The organism is Mycoplana sp. BE70, from assembly GCF_031455855.1.
Taxonomy (GTDB): Bacteria; Pseudomonadota; Alphaproteobacteria; order Rhizobiales; family Rhizobiaceae; genus Mycoplana.
This window is the reverse complement of record NZ_JAVDTM010000007.1, coordinates 63,996-80,438: the sequence shown is the minus strand read 5'-3', so window position 1 is coordinate 80,438 and position 16,443 is coordinate 63,996. Positions and strand designations below refer to the sequence as shown.

Sequence of the window (16,443 nt, the reverse complement as noted above, 5' to 3'; positions counted from 1 at the left end):
ACCAGTCGATTCATCTTGGTCATAGGCAGTCCACTCATCCCTATCTCACGCCGTCACTGTCTGCACCAAAAAAGGTTACACCCAAGACGGCGCGGCTCCCGCCCTCTAATCTCGGATGGATAACCCTGTCAACAGGATTCATAATGTGCCCAGGGCATCGAACTCGGATAAACGCACTTTCACTCTTGCCGGATTGGCTGCATCCCTCGGGCTCCAGGTTTCTGATCTGAACCCTTCAAACTGGACCGCCTTTGGTGAGAGTTTTCCGGTGATTTTCCCGGCTGGGAAAAGGAACGGACGCGCAGAAGGCGTTCGGTCTATAGCAGGATGATTGGCTTGTCGGCTAGGTCATAACGCACATTAATTATTGCCCGCTGGCAGTCCCATGACGGCGGTCTTTTGCGCCTCGTCGATCGCTTTGGCCTCGGAAAATGTCATATTGTTGGCAGCGATCGGCAGGTCAAAATCGGGCGGTAACGGATCGGAGAATGAAGGTATTCCTAAAACAGGTGTAGCGGAAATGGGAATGGAAGACCAGAGGCCAACTTGGAGCATGTGCGCATCGTCACCTCTCCCGCATAAGACGGCCTAAACCCCAAGGGTGCAGTGACGACCGCAGGTTCTGGTACGTTCTTGCATTCTCCTTGGACAAAACTCCGAGCGGAACTACATCCCCCCGGCAAGATCGGGGCCATCGCGTGTACCCTACACCGATCCGAGACACGGCAGTGCTGATCCACCGATTAGGCCCATTTGCGGCTGGAGTTCGGTGGTTGGTTATGCGCGTTTGCGCGGAAGGAATGGGTGACGGGTGCAGCGTTTCGGTTGTGCGGAGCGTTTTGCCCACACTGCCATTACCGGCGGCCACCGCCAGGCTACCGGTATCATGTCGCGGTTTACGGCTGCCATGCCAGTCGGCCTGCGAGCGCCAGGGGATGAGGACCGGTTCCGCCAACCTAGGCCGGATGGCTGAACCGCGCGATACGGGCGTCCTTCGTCAAGGTGCGAAAGGCCGGGCCGCTGACGTGCACCAGCGTCCGATGATCTCCTCCCTCGAAGTAGACGTCGCCGCCGTTTTCCAGGCTCTCATCCAGAACAACCGGCACATCATAGGCCAGTCCGATCGGTGGGACGGCGCCCTCGTCGCAATCGGAGAAAAGCGCACTGACCTCCTCCTCCGAGGCGAGGCCAAGGCGTCGGTCCATGACCTCCTGCAAGGTGGTAAGCTCGATCCGGTGCGTACTCGGAACCACCGCCAGGACGTAGCCCATCTCATGGTGCACGACCACGCTCTTGGCCAATCTTCGTCCGGGGACATGGGCTGCCTGCGCAGACTGACTGGTGGTGGCGGTTCTGTGGTGCGCGACGGTATCGTATGCGACACCTTCGCGGTCGATGTAGTCCTGAAGCTTCTTGGCGATCGTCATCGTGAGGCGCCCCTTCTGCTTTCGTAGTGACGCGAAACGGGACCATTCTCCTCCCATCATCGGTGAAGTCAACGGCGAAAGGCGCCTTGCCCCCCCCCTCGCGGCCACCGCCATCTGGCCGCTGATCGCCCTGACGGGGGCTGATCATTTTCCTCTCGCTTCGGGCATTATCAGCCCCATCGCTCCAATTCTCGGAACGATGCAGTACACTTCTGCATCCAGATCCGTCGCGCACGGAAGGAGGGCGCCATGCAGGAGAAGTACTCGGGAACCTGCTTCTGCGGGGCAATCGAGATCGAGGCGACCGGCGCACCGCTTGAGATGGGTTATTGTCACTGCACCTCCTGCCGCGCCTACTCCGGCGGCCCGCTCAGCGCCTATGCCCTGTGGCGGAGCGGGAATGTGAAGATAACGCGCGGCGCAGAGTTCATCGGCCATTACAACAAATCGGGTATGAGCGACCGGCAGTTCTGCATGAAATGCGGCGGCCACATCATGTCCGCGCATCCCGACCTTGGCCTGACCGACGTGAGGGCCGCGGTCGTTCCGGGCCTGACATTTGAGCCGACGGTGCATCTGAACTACATCGAATGCGTGCTGCCCGTGCGTGACGGCCTGCCGAAGCTAAAGGACTTTCCCGCCGAAGCCGGTGGGTCGGGCGAGACGGTACCGGAGTGACTTTGGCACCAATGGGGAGCAAGAGCCGCCGCCGTTGCCTGCCATTTTGCAACCATCACGCATGGCCGAATCGATCAGACCCCGCATTGATAAGCTTGCCGGCACAATCTAAAGTAAACATGGATGTGACGGCGGCATTTCCTGATGAGATAATCTCCGACAGGCGCCCGGCCGTCGCCTGGCTCGGCAGAATCATTTTCGTGGACGTCGTGCAATGAGCAAGATCGCCGTGAAGCGCATATATGCCCCCTCTGATCCCGGCGACGGGATGCGGATACTCGTTGATCGGCTCTGGCCGCGTGGCATTTCAAAAGCGAAGGCGAACATCGACCTCTGGCTGAAGGACATTTCTCCGAGCGACGACCTTCGCAAACGCTTCCACGCCAAGCCGGAAAGCTGGGACGCCTTTCGCAGCGCCTACGCGGAGGAATTGACTGGGGAAGCGGCGCAGGCGGCGGCAGCGGAACTGCGCGCCCTCCTCCGGAACGGCCCGGTCACCCTGCTCTTTGCCGCGCGGGACGAACGCCAAAACAATGCCGTCGCCCTGAAGGAATGGCTGCAACAGCACGTCTGAAGCCTTCTGGTTCTGCAAAATCGCGCCGTTCAAGCCAGCCGGGCGTGCAACGGCGGTGATGGCGAACCTCGATGACACGAGCATGCAGCGTGTCAATGAAATGTCGATTTCGAGAACAGGTTCAGGACAAGGACGCCGGCAATGATCAGGGCCAGCCCGATGACGGCGGCGAGATCGAGCGTTTGGCCGAAGACGAAGTACCCCACGAGCGAGATCAGGACGATACCCAGCCCGCTCCAGATTGCATAGGCAATGCCGACGGGGACGTAGCGCAAACTCCAGGAGAGGAAATAGAAGGCGATCGCGTAGCACACGACCATCATCAGCGTCGGCATTGCGCGAGAAAAATGCTGCGCCGCTTGCATCGCCGACGTGCCGAGCACCTCGAACACAATCGCGACCACGAGGACCGAATAGACAAGGGAAAGGTTCATGACAACTCCGCCGCAGCGCACGAGGCAAAAGGGATATTCAGGATCGGGTGAGCTCGACCAGCCGATGCATCAAGTCCAGCTCGCGACCCGGATCGAGCGGGTGGCTTTCGAGCAGGGACGCGAGCCAGAGGCCGTCGGCGGCGAAGCGGACCAGTTCGCAATCGATCGACGAGTCCGTTCCGGCATGGAGTAGCGACTGGTCTTCCACCCAGCGGCGCCAGCGCTGGCGCAGGTGCGGCTCGCCAAGCAGGGCCATCGTCATTGCCTTCCAACGCTCCTCCTCGGCCATCCCGCCCAGCACGAAACACACTCTCAGATACGCCCGGGTAAAGCGGCCGCGCGGTTCCGGATCTTCGATCATCGCCTGATGGATCGCCGCATCCAACCGGCTCATCAGGTCGTCGAGAAGCCCATCCAGCAAGGCGGCCTTGCTGGGGAAATGATGCAACAGACCGCCCTTGCTGACGCCCGCCGCCGCCGCGACCGCATCGAGGGTGACACCGGCCGCCCCTTTTTCGATGCAGAGTCCGGCCGCGACCCCCAGCAGCAGCTGGCGGACGGCTTCGGGTTGCTTCTTCCGGTGATATGCCGTTTTCATGAGGAAACATACCGTCTGGACGGTTTTAATTCAATTACTTTGTTCACCCATGCTGGTTGTTTCTGTTTGTCGAACCCGTGGCGATTCCCGACGATTCGTCGTACCGGTCCCGGTGCCGTCATTGCCCTCGCGCGTCCGCTGATCTATCTGTAAAGGCGAACGAAAGCAGCGGGAATGCCAGTGCAGGACGATAAGCAGGAAGCGACGACAACGCTCTACGACGCAGTCGGCGGCGACGCCGCTGTGCGCGCGCTGACCAGCCGGTTCTACGCGCTGATGGACACGCTGCCCGAAGCCGCCGCCTGTCGCGCCATCCACCCGGCAAGCCTCGCCCACAGCGAGGAGAAACTCTACGAGTACCTCACCGGCTGGCTTGGCGGCCCACCGCTCTACACCGACAAACGCGGCCATCCGATGCTGCGCCGCCGTCACTTTGTCGCGCCGATCGGGCAGGCCGAACGCGACGGCTGGCTCCTGTGCTTCACCCGGGCACTGGAGGAAACGGTTGCAAGCCAACAGTTACGAGCAATCATTCTCGAGCCGGTGACGCGGCTGGCGCATCACATGGTCAACCAGGCATAGAGGACACGCCTCCGATGGCAGATTCGATCGCACGTTCAGCAACGCTGTTCTTCGCGGGCATCATTGGTGTGGCTGGGGTGGCGAGCGCGGCGCTGGCATCGCATGCAAGCGCCGATCCACGCCTGATGGCGGGTGCATCGGCGATGTGCCTTGCGCATGCTCCAGCCCTCGTCGCGCTCTACGCCGCCTGGCCGACCCTGCGCACGGCAGCCGTGGCCGCAATCCTTCTGGTCGTCGGAACGCTTCTCTTTGCCGGGGACCTCGCCATGCGGCATGCGGCGGGCCATGGCCTGTTTCCGATGTCGGCCCCAACCGGCGGCTTTCTGATGATGACCGGCTGGCTGACAGTCGCTTTCGGCGCGTTCCGCCATCGCACGACGACAGAATGAAGCGCGCAGACATCATTGAGCGGCTTGTCGCCCGCCCAGATCCGGCGCAACAGACCTAGCCCGTTTCGGGCAGGTCCTTGCGACGCTCCGCCTTCACAGCGCGGCTTGGAAACGCGGTCACGTTGTCGCCGGTCTCCGTCTGCGCCTGAGCAACCGGGGCGAAAGGAATATCCCGCGCCGGCGGACGGGCCTGCCATACCGGAAACGTCGCGACGTTGGGATTTTCCGCCTGCAGGCGGCGCTCACGCATCAAGAGCGCAAGGAGTTCCGGAATCAGCCCATCGCCGTTTAGCGCGGCAAGTCTATGCAGGCCGATCAACACGACGGCTCCCTGCCCCTCACCGCTCATTGGACGGGATTTCCCTCGCTGAGGTTCTGCAGGGCCCTCTCGAAACTGGACTTGCTGCCGTTGCGCAGCGGCACGAACGCCTTTTCCCATTTCTTGCAGCCCGTTTTCACCCGCAGACAGGCGTCGTGGCTGATGCAATCGATCGGGCAGAAGACGCAGTCGACCGAGGGCAGCACATTGTCGATGCGCGAGACCGCTTCGCGAAGGCCGCCATCGTGATGGATCAGGTTGGCGCCGAACGTGCTGGCAATCTGTCTGAGATGCGCCACCTGGCAATCGCGACCACCGACATAGAGAAAGCTGCGTCCCTCGAGCGCCGATTTCGCCGACGCTTCCGCTTCGGCCGCGTTGCCGCCGCCATCTGCGGGCTTCGCCTGCCGGTTCTGAATCGGCCGCCTGTCGATCTCGATGCTGCGCCGTTTCACCCGCGTAACCTCGACCGGGCGCGGCCCGCGCGGTTCGGCGACAGGCGGGCGCGGCATCTGCATCCCCTCCGCAGGACGGCTCGATGCAAGGCGCGCCTTAAGCGAAGCCACCTCCTTTTCGAGCGCGGCGATACGAGCGTCACGCGCGGTAATCATCGCCCGCAGGACCGCTTCACGCTGTCCGTCCCTACCTGTCTGCATGCGCCATACCTCGAAACTTCTGATTGGTGGCGCGACCCTACAAAACATGACTTTGAGAGTAAAGTATAAACATGATTATGTCCGTCATCTTTTTACGATGCCCCAGCGTTCCCCGGGGAGGTCGGAACCAGCAGGGCGCCATACCACTATCGCTTGCAGCGATGAGCACGTTGAATGATCGTGAAGAGCGGCCGGCGCGTTCCGACGTGAACGCTGTTCGCCACGTGATCGTGAAGTTCGCCGAGGTGATTAATACAAAGAAACCTTTTCGTTGCCTCGGCGCGGCCGGTCGGTGTTCTCACGGATGAAACCTGAAGGAAGTCTTTGATTGCGGAATGCACGTCGGCGGCTTGCCTGAAGAGGGAACTCCGTTCATTCTGCCTCAGACCACCTCGCCTGACGGCCTGACCTGCGCGCACTGGTGGAACCAGGGCGTCTCGTCGGCGTTGTGCTCGCAGGGCAGGGTTTTGCGTGCCAATCGGCCAAGGAGAAAGCGAATGTCATCGGGAATGTTCTCGCGCGGTAAAGACCGCACCACATCGGAAACGGCCGAAAGCATCGAGGACCAGATCGCCGAACTGCGCGACCAGATTTCGGCGCTCGCAAAGGCCGTCGCTCGCGACGTCTCGGATGGCGCCGACGACGCGCGCAGCCGCTTTTCCGCGTTTCGCAAGCGCGCCGTGGATGCCCGCGACGACGCCGAGGCCAACCTTGAGGAACTGATCGCCAGCGGCGAGGAGATCCTCGCCGAACTGTCGGAGAAGTATCGCGACGCCGGGCGCGAGATGCGTCGGACGGTACGCGACCATCCGCTCGCAACGCTAGGCGCCGCAGCACTTGCCGGCTTCGTCATCGCCGCAATCCTTCGGCGTTGATCCATTTGCTTGCTTTCAGCCGGTAACAGTCTTTCGACCTCGCTGAGGAAGAGATCGACTGGGGCTGGTGCGCATCGGCCCGAGAAAAGGAGCAGCAATTCATGCATTCGATCGTAGCGGCCCTCGCCCAGAACCTGATTTTCAGGATCGAGGACAGGATAGAGGAGACCGTGGCTCGGTCGAAGCGCAATGCGATGTTTGCCGGAGCAGCAATCCTGCTGCTGCTGACAGCCTACGTCCTGGTGATCGCCGCCATCTGCGTGGCGCTTGCTAGCCACTATGGAACCGTTCCCGCCCTGCTCGGCCTTGCGGGCGGCGTGGCTACGATCGCATTGGTGCTGATCGCCATTCTCCTCTATCTCAACAACCGCGACGCCAAGCTGCGCCGGCACCGGCGAAAACAGATGCAGGCGCGCCGTCAACTTGCAGCGCTTGCCGCCGGGACCGCCGCGCGCCAGCCGCTGGCGACCGCAGCACTTGGGCTCGCCCTTGCGCTTTTTCTTAAGCCAGGGGCACGCCGGCGCCGGCGTCGCAACGACTAGGCTCTAGCTACAGCACAGACCGGTTCGAACGTCCGTCAATCTACTGCAGCGGCAGTCGAACGAGCGCCGTAAGCCCGCTTGGCAGAAATTCGAGATGCACGCTGCTTCCCAACACCTTGTCGAGGCTGCGCTCGATCAGCACGATGCCGAACCCGTAGCGCTTCGGCGGCTCGACCGGCGGTCCGCCGACTTCATGCCAGGTCATGTGCAGCACCGGCTTGCCTTCGTCCTCGACAATACGGGCGGTCACCACCAGCTTGCCGCCGGCGACCGACAAGGCACCATATTTTCGGGCGTTAGAGGCGAGTTCGTGCAACACAAGACCCAGGCCGATCGCCTGGTCCGGCCCCATCTGTACTTCATCCTTGTGGATTTCAACCTGCGCATCGAAGTCATCGACATAGGGCTTGATCTGCGCCTGCAGCAGCGCCGTAAGCCTAATGCCGCCCCACTCGTGGTCGCTCAGAAGACCGTGGGCCTCGGAGATCGCCTGCAGGCGACCGGCAAAGGCCTCCATGAAAGCGACCGGATCATTGGTTCGACGCAGCGTCTGGCGCGCGAGCGATTGCAGCATCGCGAGGGTGTTCTTCACGCGATGGTTCAGTTCGCGCAGCAGCAGGCGCATCCGTTCCGAGGCAATCTGTCCTTCCGTCACGTCGAGCGTGATGCCCAGAAACATCAGAGGTCGTTCTCCGTCCCACTCATGGACCCGACCCCGCCCCAGCAGCCAGCGCCCCGTCGCCCTCGCCCGAAACATGTCGTCGTATTCGGCGCCCGTCTGCAGCGCTCGACGCAAGCTTGCGATCGTCGCCTTCCTGTCCGCGGGATGGATCGCCGAAAAGACCCTGCGCGCGGTCAGCGGCACTCCCGGCTTGAGGTCAAGCATCCGCATCAGCGGCGGATTGCCGACGACGATCCCCGTCTTGAGGTTCCACAGCCAGCTTCCGACATTGGCCGCATCCAGGGCGGACGCCTGTCGCTGCTCCTCCCGCGCAATGGCCACGTTCGCGATCGCCCTCCGCCTCGCCTCCTCCTTGAGCAGGAGAAGCGTGCCGGCAAGCTTCGCAAACTGTTGCAAGTGCAGCAGCGCATCCTGCGACCCGTCCGCGCGGGGAACGACGTCGAAGACGCAGACGCTTCCAATCGCCTGACCGAGATGCATGATCGGCGCCCCCGCATAGAAGCGCAAGCGGGCGCCGCCGGTGACACTGGGCAGTCTGGAAAACCGCCTGTCCTTCAGCGCGTTCCTGACGAGGAGCGGTGCGCCGGTCCCCGTCAACAGGTGTGCACAGAAGGTGTCCCGCGCAGTTGCACTGATCTCGGTCATGCCTTTGCGCGCCAGAAACCATTGGGTGGCATCGCCAATCAGGCTGACAAGTGCGATAGGCGCTGAAAAGAGCCCAGCCGCGAGATCTGCAATTCCGGTAAAGTCAGAATCCGGTCCCGCATAAGCGGGCAACGTCGCATCCACAGCGGCAAGCCGCTCGGGCGACGCAAGCGCGGCGGCGACAGACGGTGACGGCATGGCGCTACCTATCGTTACGCCGGTCATTGACGCCCCACCCGCAGTTGCGGCTCGACGTCACCCCCGTCTCGGATGCCTGCATCTGTCACAACATTGTCCCCACTCACCAAGCTTGAAGCGTTCCGCCTGCCTAACATGCCGCGGTCCTTCCGGTTCGATTGCCGCGCTATTTGCTCCTTTCGCATGTCTCTGACCCGATACCGCTTCCAGCTTTGGCAGAAGGCTTCAGGACACGAAAGCCCGTGAGGTCAGCGGCGCCGAAACCGCATCCGGGCCGAATTCATCCTCATCGGTGATTTTCAGGATCTCCTGCAGTTTCTGCCTGGCCCGGTTCACGCGGCTCTTGATCGTGCCGAGCGCACAGCCGCTGATCTCCGCCGCCTCTTCATACGAAAGACCCGAGGCGCCGACGAGGACAATCGCTTCGCGTTGCTCGGCGGGAAGCTGCGCCAGCGCCTTCTGGAAATCGTGCATATCCAGCGCGCCGTACTGCGCAGGATGCTGGGCCAAGCTTTCCGTCAGCAAGCCGTCGCTGTCCTGCACCTCGCGGCCGCGCTTTCGCAGCTTGCTGTAGAGTTCGTTGCGCAGAATTGTGAACAACCAAGCCTTTATGTTCGTGCCCATCTCGAACTGCTCCTGCTTGGCCCAGGCCTTCAGGATCGTGTCCTGCACGAGATCGTCGGCCTCATGGTGGCGACCGACGAGGGAGATGGCGAATGCTCTGAGACTCGGCAGATTCGCGAGCAACTCGCGCTTGAAATTGGTGGCCTGTTCCATCTCGCTCACCGATCACCGTCTTCCAACTGCAACTCGCTCAGTCTTTCGGCATCGTCGAGTTTCTCAAGAAGATCGAGAAACTGTTGGGGTACCGGCTCGCTCTCGATCGAGAGATAGAACGAGCGCAATTTATGCGCGATCTGGGCTTCGGCGCCGACCGGCATCGTCGGAGAATCTGGTTGTTGGCGTTGTGTCACGATCAGCATCTTTCAAAACACCTGAGAGTATTTCGCACAAAATGCGCGGCAACTAAAAAGGTTCCGTTTGCCGGGAACCCAAGAAGGCCGCGAGCGTTCATCGGTGACAGGTAAATTCACAATACCAGGGGAGAGTTCCATGCCGATTTCCGATCGCATCCTGCCATATCTGCCAGGTCTTCGGCGATATGCGCGCGCACTGACGGGCTCGCAGTCCTCTGGTGATGCATACGTGGCCGCCACACTGGAAGTGGCACTGTCCGACCCGCTGATCCTTCAGGGCGGTCATGATGGTGATGATGACCGTCTATGTCTTTTCCGGCTGCTGTCGAGGATGATCGCAACGCTTCCCCTTTCGCTAAGCGTTTCGGTGCCTGTCCGCAGCGGCCCAGAAGCGCCGTTCGACTTCGCAGCTGTGGCTCCACAAGTTCGCCAGGCGCTGTTGCTGGTGACGATGGAGGGCTTCCCCACAACACAGGCGGCGGCAATCCTCGAATTAGATGAAGCCGAAGTCTGCGACCTGCTCACTATCGCCTACCGCGAGATTGCGGCGCAGGCCGAAACCGGGATTATGATCATCGAGGACGAACCACTGATCGCGCTGGATCTGGCCGACCTGATCACCGACATGGGCCATCACGTCACCGGCATTGCCCGCACCAAGGCCGAGGCAGAACAGCTCTGGGGCGACACCTTGCCTGGGCTGATCCTGGCGGACGTCAAGCTCGCCGACGGCAGTTCGGGCATCGATGCGGTCAATTCCATCCTGTCACGTACCGACCTGCCCGTGATCTTCGTGACCGCCTATCCGGAAAGACTGCTGACCGGCGAGCGGCCGGAACCGGCCTACCTCGTCAGCAAGCCGTTCCATCCCGAAACGATCAAGGTGCTCATCAACCAGGCATTGCTGTCAAACCAGTCGCAGCGGGCGGCCGCTTGAAACAAACCTCCCAAAAGCAGCAGCCAGTGCAGGGGGCACTGGCTGCTTGTTTTTCCGCGGCCGGAGGGGACACGGTCGCGGTCCTCTCACCGGCTTCAAGGGCCTCGCATTGGGGGAATGCGGGTGCCGGTGACATTGCCTAAAACACCGGTGTGGGGAAAAGGTTCCCGCTGTTGCAACTTTTCTTTTTGAGACCTCAGGCGATCCGTTCCAGCTCGTCACGATGCCGATACATGGCCAAAAAGCGCCTGTACTCCCTGTCGTAAAGCGCGCGCTTAAGAGGATCGGGCAAATACTCCGTTCCCCCCGGATACATGTGGTCACCCGCCGACGCCAGGTTCGCATAAAGCCCGCCAGTGACCGCCGCAGCCATCGCCGTCCCCAGCAGCACCGCATCACTCGTCCGCGGCACCACGAGCTTGCAACCGGTCACGTCCTTGTAGATCTCCATCAACAGCGGATTGCGAAGATGCCCGCCGGTCACATGCAACGCCTCGAGCGCGTAGCCGCCCTCGCCGAGCTTTTCGATGACGTGCCGAATGCCCAGAACGATGGCCAGGCAGGCTTTCCAATAGAGCCTGCACAATCCATCGAAGGAGGCGTCCAGCGAAAGGCCGCTGATGACGCCGAGCCCGTGCGGATCGGCCAGCGGCGAGCGATTGCCATGGAAGTCCGGCAGAACGTGCAGGCGGGAAGCAAAGTCGTCGCCTTCCTTCTCTCGCAGTTCGCCGATCCGCGTCACGATGCGCTGATGGATAGCGGCAACCGGATCGCCGCCGGCACTATGCAGGCGGACGATGTGATCAAGCAGCGCACCCGTTGCCGACTGGCCGCCCTCAACCAGCCAGTGCCCGGGCAGAACCACTTCGTAGTATGGTCCCCACATGCCGAAACCGAACTTCTTTTCCCGCGACAGGGCCGCCACACAGCTCGAGGTTCCACCGATCAGCGCCAGTTGGCGCTCCAGGCGTCCGCAGTCGCCGAGAAATCCACCCAGCACACCGAGCACCCCGGCATAGGCGTCAATCATCCCGGGGCCGACGACGCAGCCGGTATCGAGGCCGAGCTCGGCGGCTGCCTGCGCGGTGAGCCGCCCGACCGCCGTGCCGACCGGCAGCGTTTCCTTTGGCAGGGATCCCCGCTCCCGCAGATCCTCAAGACCGATCTCGGCAAGAAAATCCTCGCACCAGCCGTCCTGTTCGTGCGCCATATAGTTCCACTTGGCCGTGATCGTGCAGCGCGACCGGCCCAGTGACCCGGTCGCCTTCCAGGTCATGAAGTCCGCGAGATCGAAGACATAGCCGACCTTGGTCCACTGTTGAGACTGGTGGCGCTTCAACCACATCAGCTTCGGCATCTGCATTTCCGGCGACATCACCCTTCCGGAATGCGCAAGCAGCGGATGCCCGGTCGCCGTACAGAAATCGGCCTCTGCCAGCGCGCGATGGTCGAACCAGACGATCGTGTCCCAGCGCGGGTCCTTTCCGCCCGAAACGGCCAGAGGCCCTCCGTCGCGATCCCGGACCACGAGGGAACATGTGGCGTCGAAGCCAAGGGCCGCGACCCGTCCCGCGGCAATGCCGGCCGCCTCGCGCGCCTCTCTCACCGCGATGCAGACGGCGCGCCAGATGTCCTCGGAATCGTGTTCCGCATGATTTTCGCACGGCTGGTTGATCGCGATGGGATGCTCGGCCCGCGCCAGCATCGCGCCACTTCGATCGAAGACGCCCGCACGGGCGCTCCCGGTCCCGATATCGACCGCAACGATCAGATCGCGCATGAATTCATGTTCCCGTCGGATATTCTTTTCGAACAAACTGGAGCAAATCCCGCATGTCGTCAAACAGGGCATCGGGTTGCAGACGGGAGAGAGATTGTCGGTGGCGCTCGCCTTGCGCATGCGAGCCACCGGCAAAGGCAAAGACCCGCATACCGGCCGCTTTCGCGGCCATCACGCCGGCTGGGCTGTCCTCGATCACGGCGCAGGCATCGGGTGCAACTCCCATTGCCGCGCTGGCGTGGAGGAACAGATCCGGCGCCGGCTTGCCACGTTCCACCATCGAGGCGCTGAAGATATTCGGCTCGAAGCTATCGAGCAGGCCGGTTACGGCAAGCGACAGCCGGATGCGTTCCGGCTGGCTGGAGGAAGCAACGCAGAACGGCACCGGCAGGGCTTCGACCGCGGCCCGGACACCATCAATCGGCTGCAACTCCTCGCGGAAGCGAGCATAGAGCGCCTTGCGCATATTTTCCAGGAAATGATCGTCGATCGCCAGGCCATAGTCCTCGTGCAGAATGTCCGACATGCTTTTGAGGCTTCTGCCGAGAAACCGGTCCGTGGCCTCATCTGCATCCATCGTCACGCCGGCCGCGTCGAGGGCATCGACCAGAACGGCAAGGGAGATCGGCTCGCTATCGACGAGCACGCCGTCGCAGTCGAAGATGATCAGGTCGATCGGACTTGCAGCCATGCTCTCCATTCCAGGCCGTTCGGCCGTCGAAAGCGGCCTGTTTCTTTCGTGCGGGCTTTGCGTTCAGTCTGCCAGACGGTCGTCGAGATAGAGCCGAAGCGTTGCCCGCGTTCCCTTTTCCCACAGCATTCTCAAGGCTTTGGCGAATCGCCGCCGGAACAGCTCGGAGGCGGCAACGTCACCGAATATGTCGGAGAGCGCAAGGAAGGCAGTCGGATCGTCCTTCGCCTTGACAGCTGCCGCGTGCAGGCGGTCGGCGCTGGCATCGTTGAAGAAGATGTTCTTGCCGCTGTCGGAGGTGCCGGCAAAGTAGCGGCACCACAAGGCCGACACGAGCGAAAGCCCGACGACATCTTCGCCGCGCCGCAACCGGTCGGCGGTCGACGGCAGGATGAATTTCGGCTGCCGGTTCGATCCGTCCTGGGCAAGGCGCGGAATCGTGTCGCCGATCTTGGTGTTGGAGAAGCGCCTCTCGATCAGCTTGAAATAATCATCAAGGTCGGTGTCCGGCACCGGCGGGACGACCGGAATGATCTCTTCGCGTTCGAGCTTGGCGAGAAAGGCGCGGATATCGGCATCCTCCATGGCCTCGTGCACGAAGTGGATGTCGAGGAGTGCGGCGGGATAGGCGATCGCCGCGTGGCCGCCGTTGAGGATGCGGATCTTCATGTGTTCGTAGGGCGCCACATCCGGCACAAACTGGACGCCCACGGTCTCGAGCGCGGGCCGTCCCAGCGGGAACTTGTCCTCCAGCACCCACTGCTTGAACTCCTCGCAAAAGACCGGCCATTGGTCCTCGATGTCGTAGTCGCCCTTGACGATGCCGATCTCGCGCGGCCCGGTTGCCGGCGTGATCCGGTCGACCATTCCATTGGGAAAAGCCACGTTCACGTCGATCCAGTCGGCAAAGGCGGTATCCGAGAGACGCGCAAGGCCGGAAACAGCGGCATGCGTGACCTCGCCATTGCCAGGAATGTTGTCGCAGGACATGACAGTGAAGGGACGTGTCCCTCTTTCCTTACGCGCCTTCAGCCCGGCGAGGATCAGCCCGAACACGGTCTTCGGATCGTTCGGATTCGCCCCATCGGCCTCGATCGCCGGATGGGCCGGGTTGAACACACCCGAGGCCGGATCGATGAAATAGCCGCCCTCTGTGATTGTCAGCGAGACAATGCGGATGGCTGGGTCGGCAAGCCGTGCGACGATGGCCGCCACATCGCCGGGCTTGAGATAGTCGATCATCGCACCGGTCACATGCGCGCCGGTGCGGTTGTTGTCCTGCTCGACAACCGTCGTCAGGAAGTCCTGGCTTTCGAGCTTTACCCGCATTGTCTCGTCGGATGGAAGCACGCCGGCGCCAACGATGGCCCAGTCGTGGTCGCGGCCGGCGTTGAACAGCGCGTCGAGATAGACCGCCTGGTGCGCCCGGTGGAAATTGCCGACACCGAAATGAACGATCCCCGCCGCCAACGCGGTTCGGGAATAGGATGGCACGCCTGCGGTCTTCTTCACCTGTTCCAGGTTGGCCAGCGACAGTTTGGTCGTCATGTCTCTTCCTTCAGGGCACCAGCGGCAAGGCCGCTTCCCGTTCATGCAATTTGCAGCGTGCAGCAGCGCTGCCAGTGCCCGGCAGCGTTTCCTTCGTTTGCCTCAATCGACCCGAGCGGCGCAGCAAAGCCTCAACTCATCCAGTTGCCGCCGTCGACGTTGTAGGTCTGGGCGACGACGTAATCGCTTTCGGCAGAGGCGAGGAAAATCGCCATGCCGGTCAGATCCTCGGCCGTCCCCATCCGCCCGAACGGCACCTCCTGCCCGACCAGCCGCTTCTTCTCGCCGAGCGGCCGGTTCTCATACTTGGCAAAGAGCGCATCGACCCCGTCCCAATGCTCGCCGTCGACCACGCCGGGGGCGATCGCGTTGACGTTTATGCGGTGCTTGATGAGATCGAGACCGGCCGATTGGGTGAGGCTGATCACCGCCGCCTTGGTGGCGCAGTAGACCGCCACAAGCGCCTCACCGCGCCGTCCCGCCTGGCTTGCCATGTTGATGATCTTGCCGCCGCGCCCCTGCGCGATCATCTGTTTCGCCACGGCCTGCAGCGTGAAGAGCGTGCCGGCGACGTTGATCGAAAACAGCTTTTCGTAGCTCTCTCGCGTGATCTCGACTATCGGCGCAAGATCGAACAGGGCAGCGTTGTTAACGAGGATATCGATGCCGCCCGCCTCCTTCACGCAAGCAGCAACGGCATTGTCGATCGAGGACTGGCTGGTGACATCCATTTCCACGGCATAGGCAGCGGCGCCGATTTCGGCCACCGTCTGCCGCGCGCGTTCGCTGTTGATGTCGGCAATCGCCACACGGGCGCCTTCGCGCACGTACGCTTCGGCGAACGCGCGTCCAATCCCCCGCGCCGAACCGGTGATCAGGGCGCTCTTCCCGTCCAGTCTCTTCATCTGATCGCCAGTCCTTCCTCGTTGAAGCGTTGCACGCGCCCCTCCTGCGGGCTGAGATAAACCTGGTCGCCATGCTTGACGGGGAAGTCACCACCGACGCGGGCCGTCAGAGTCCCCACGCCGTCGACGGCCACGTGCAGGAAGGTGTCGGACCCGAGATGTTCCGCGACACCGACCGTGCCGCGCCAGGCGCCCGTCGAGGTGGAAAGATCGATATGCTCCGGCCGCACCCCGACGGTGTGCGCGCTGTATCCCCTGGCGATTTCGCCGGTGATGAAGTTCATTCTCGGCGAACCGATGAAGCCGGCAACGAAGAGGTTCGCGGGCCGGCGATAAAGTTCCAGCGGAGAGCCGACCTGCTCGACATTGCCCTTGTTGAGCACGACGATCTTGTCGGCCATGGTCATGGCCTCGACCTGGTCATGGGTGACGTAGACCATCGTCGTCTTCAACTGCTGGTGCAGCTGGCTGATCTCGAGACGCATGTTGACGCGCAGCGCCGCGTCCAGGTTTGACAGCGGCTCATCGAACAGAAACGCCGCCGGCTGGCGCACGATTGCCCGGCCGATCGCCACGCGTTGGCGCTGGCCGCCCGAAAGCTGCCGCGGCTTGCGGTCGAGATAGTCGGTGAGGTTCAGGACGCGGGCGGCGTCCTCCACCTTGCGGTCGATCGCACTTTTGTCTTCGCCGGCCATCTTCAGCGGGAAGGCAATGTTCGAGCGCACGCTCATATGCGGATAGAGCGCGTAGGACTGGAACACCATCGACAGCCGTCGCTTGGCCGGCGGAAGGTCGGTGGCATCCTTGCCGTCGATGACGATCTGTCCGCCGGAGACATCCTCCAGGCCGGCGATCAGCCGCAACAGCGTGGACTTGCCGCAGCCGGAGGGACCGACGAAGACAACGAATTCACCGTTATCGATAGCCAGGTCGATGGACGGGATGACGGTGTGGGCGCCAAAGACCTTCGACACATTCTTGAGCGTTATGCTTCCCATTGTTCTTG

At 62.2% G+C, this 16,443-nt stretch carries 20 protein-coding genes and 1 pseudogene; 7 read left to right on the top strand and 14 right to left on the bottom strand.

Features of this window, described 5'->3' with window-relative positions:
* Window positions 1-360: 360 nt before the first annotated feature.
* The gene (locus J2Y48_RS14300; RefSeq protein ID WP_310419118.1) at window positions 361-555 is read right to left on the bottom strand and encodes a hypothetical protein; all 195 of its coding nucleotides are present in this window, start codon (window positions 553-555) and stop codon (window positions 361-363) included.
* 401 nt (window positions 556-956) lie between these two features.
* The gene (locus J2Y48_RS14295; protein WP_310419116.1) at window positions 957-1,427 is read right to left on the bottom strand and encodes an aminoacyl-tRNA deacylase; all 471 of its coding nucleotides are present in this window, start codon (window positions 1,425-1,427) and stop codon (window positions 957-959) included.
* A 249-nt stretch (window positions 1,428-1,676) separates the two neighbouring features.
* Between J2Y48_RS14295 and J2Y48_RS14290 the strand changes: the two genes are divergently transcribed.
* On the top strand, window positions 1,677-2,105 hold the full coding sequence (locus J2Y48_RS14290) for a GFA family protein (RefSeq protein ID WP_310419113.1): 429 nt from the start codon (window positions 1,677-1,679) through the stop codon (window positions 2,103-2,105).
* 214 nt (window positions 2,106-2,319) lie between these two features.
* Window positions 2,320-2,679, top strand: coding sequence for a DUF488 family protein (locus J2Y48_RS14285; protein WP_310419110.1), 360 nt, complete (start codon window positions 2,320-2,322; stop codon window positions 2,677-2,679).
* Window positions 2,680-2,771: 92 nt separating this feature from the next.
* Here the strand turns inward: J2Y48_RS14285 and J2Y48_RS14280 are convergent, their stop codons facing one another.
* Both J2Y48_RS14280 and J2Y48_RS14275 read right to left on the bottom strand, forming a co-directional pair.
* The gene (locus J2Y48_RS14280) at window positions 2,772-3,113 is read right to left on the bottom strand and encodes an SMR family transporter (protein WP_310419108.1); all 342 of its coding nucleotides are present in this window, start codon (window positions 3,111-3,113) and stop codon (window positions 2,772-2,774) included.
* Between the two features lie 37 nt (window positions 3,114-3,150).
* The gene (locus J2Y48_RS14275) at window positions 3,151-3,711 is read right to left on the bottom strand and encodes a TetR/AcrR family transcriptional regulator (RefSeq protein WP_310419105.1); all 561 of its coding nucleotides are present in this window, start codon (window positions 3,709-3,711) and stop codon (window positions 3,151-3,153) included.
* Between the two features lie 180 nt (window positions 3,712-3,891).
* Between J2Y48_RS14275 and J2Y48_RS14270 the strand changes: the two genes are divergently transcribed.
* Window positions 3,892-4,293 carry a group II truncated hemoglobin gene (locus J2Y48_RS14270; protein WP_310419102.1) on the top strand — a complete coding sequence of 134 codons (402 nt, stop codon included), beginning with the start codon at window positions 3,892-3,894 and terminating at the stop codon, window positions 4,291-4,293.
* A 14-nt stretch (window positions 4,294-4,307) separates the two neighbouring features.
* The gene (locus tag J2Y48_RS14265) at window positions 4,308-4,682 is read left to right on the top strand and encodes a DUF423 domain-containing protein (protein WP_310419098.1); all 375 of its coding nucleotides are present in this window, start codon (window positions 4,308-4,310) and stop codon (window positions 4,680-4,682) included.
* A 55-nt stretch (window positions 4,683-4,737) separates the two neighbouring features.
* On the opposite strand, the gene J2Y48_RS14260 is transcribed toward J2Y48_RS14265, so the two are convergent.
* Together J2Y48_RS14260 and J2Y48_RS14255 are read right to left on the bottom strand one after the other, a co-directional pair.
* Window positions 4,738-5,031 (bottom strand): hypothetical protein, encoded by a 294-nt coding sequence (locus J2Y48_RS14260; protein ID WP_310419095.1) that lies wholly within the window; start codon window positions 5,029-5,031, stop codon window positions 4,738-4,740.
* A pseudogene (locus tag J2Y48_RS14255) lies at window positions 5,028-5,351 on the bottom strand (DUF2325 domain-containing protein); the annotation flags it as partial. The gene J2Y48_RS14260 and the pseudogene J2Y48_RS14255, both read right to left, overlap by 4 nt.
* 803 nt (window positions 5,352-6,154) lie before the next feature.
* Here J2Y48_RS14255 and J2Y48_RS14250 point away from each other — a divergent pair.
* Window positions 6,155-6,532 (top strand): hypothetical protein, encoded by a 378-nt coding sequence (locus J2Y48_RS14250; RefSeq protein WP_310419092.1) that lies wholly within the window; start codon window positions 6,155-6,157, stop codon window positions 6,530-6,532.
* A 101-nt stretch (window positions 6,533-6,633) separates the two neighbouring features.
* Window positions 6,634-7,074 carry a hypothetical protein gene (locus J2Y48_RS14245; protein WP_310419089.1) on the top strand — a complete coding sequence of 147 codons (441 nt, stop codon included), beginning with the start codon at window positions 6,634-6,636 and terminating at the stop codon, window positions 7,072-7,074.
* A 40-nt stretch (window positions 7,075-7,114) separates the two neighbouring features.
* Here the strand turns inward: J2Y48_RS14245 and J2Y48_RS14240 are convergent, their stop codons facing one another.
* The 3 genes from J2Y48_RS14240 to J2Y48_RS14230 all read right to left on the bottom strand — a co-directional run bounded on the left by J2Y48_RS14240 (window position 7,115) and on the right by J2Y48_RS14230 (window position 9,582).
* Complete coding sequence (locus tag J2Y48_RS14240; RefSeq protein WP_310419085.1) at window positions 7,115-8,626, bottom strand: HWE histidine kinase domain-containing protein; 1,512 nt, start codon at window positions 8,624-8,626, stop codon at window positions 7,115-7,117.
* A 198-nt stretch (window positions 8,627-8,824) separates the two neighbouring features.
* Window positions 8,825-9,376 (bottom strand): RNA polymerase sigma factor, encoded by a 552-nt coding sequence (locus J2Y48_RS14235; RefSeq protein ID WP_310419082.1) that lies wholly within the window; start codon window positions 9,374-9,376, stop codon window positions 8,825-8,827.
* A gap of 5 nt (window positions 9,377-9,381) precedes the next feature.
* Window positions 9,382-9,582 carry a NepR family anti-sigma factor gene (locus tag J2Y48_RS14230; protein WP_405030230.1) on the bottom strand — a complete coding sequence of 67 codons (201 nt, stop codon included), beginning with the start codon at window positions 9,580-9,582 and terminating at the stop codon, window positions 9,382-9,384.
* A gap of 130 nt (window positions 9,583-9,712) precedes the next feature.
* Between J2Y48_RS14230 and J2Y48_RS14225 the strand changes: the two genes are divergently transcribed.
* The gene (locus J2Y48_RS14225; RefSeq protein WP_310419078.1) at window positions 9,713-10,513 is read left to right on the top strand and encodes a response regulator; all 801 of its coding nucleotides are present in this window, start codon (window positions 9,713-9,715) and stop codon (window positions 10,511-10,513) included.
* A gap of 196 nt (window positions 10,514-10,709) precedes the next feature.
* Here the strand turns inward: J2Y48_RS14225 and J2Y48_RS14220 are convergent, their stop codons facing one another.
* The 5 genes from J2Y48_RS14220 to J2Y48_RS14200 form a co-directional block, all read right to left on the bottom strand.
* On the bottom strand, window positions 10,710-12,293 hold the full coding sequence (locus tag J2Y48_RS14220) for an FGGY-family carbohydrate kinase (protein WP_310419076.1): 1,584 nt from the start codon (window positions 12,291-12,293) through the stop codon (window positions 10,710-10,712).
* A gap of 4 nt (window positions 12,294-12,297) precedes the next feature.
* Window positions 12,298-12,984, bottom strand: a complete 687-nt coding sequence (locus J2Y48_RS14215; protein WP_310419074.1) for an HAD family hydrolase — start codon at window positions 12,982-12,984, stop codon at window positions 12,298-12,300.
* Between the two features lie 63 nt (window positions 12,985-13,047).
* On the bottom strand, window positions 13,048-14,532 hold the full coding sequence (locus tag J2Y48_RS14210; RefSeq protein ID WP_310419071.1) for a mannitol dehydrogenase family protein: 1,485 nt from the start codon (window positions 14,530-14,532) through the stop codon (window positions 13,048-13,050).
* 131 nt (window positions 14,533-14,663) lie between these two features.
* Window positions 14,664-15,437, bottom strand: coding sequence for an L-iditol 2-dehydrogenase (locus J2Y48_RS14205; RefSeq protein WP_310419068.1), 774 nt, complete (start codon window positions 15,435-15,437; stop codon window positions 14,664-14,666).
* The gene (locus J2Y48_RS14200) at window positions 15,434-16,435 is read right to left on the bottom strand and encodes an ABC transporter ATP-binding protein (protein ID WP_310419065.1); all 1,002 of its coding nucleotides are present in this window, start codon (window positions 16,433-16,435) and stop codon (window positions 15,434-15,436) included. Before J2Y48_RS14200 ends, J2Y48_RS14205 begins: the two co-directional genes overlap by 4 nt.
* Window positions 16,436-16,443 lie beyond the last annotated feature (8 nt).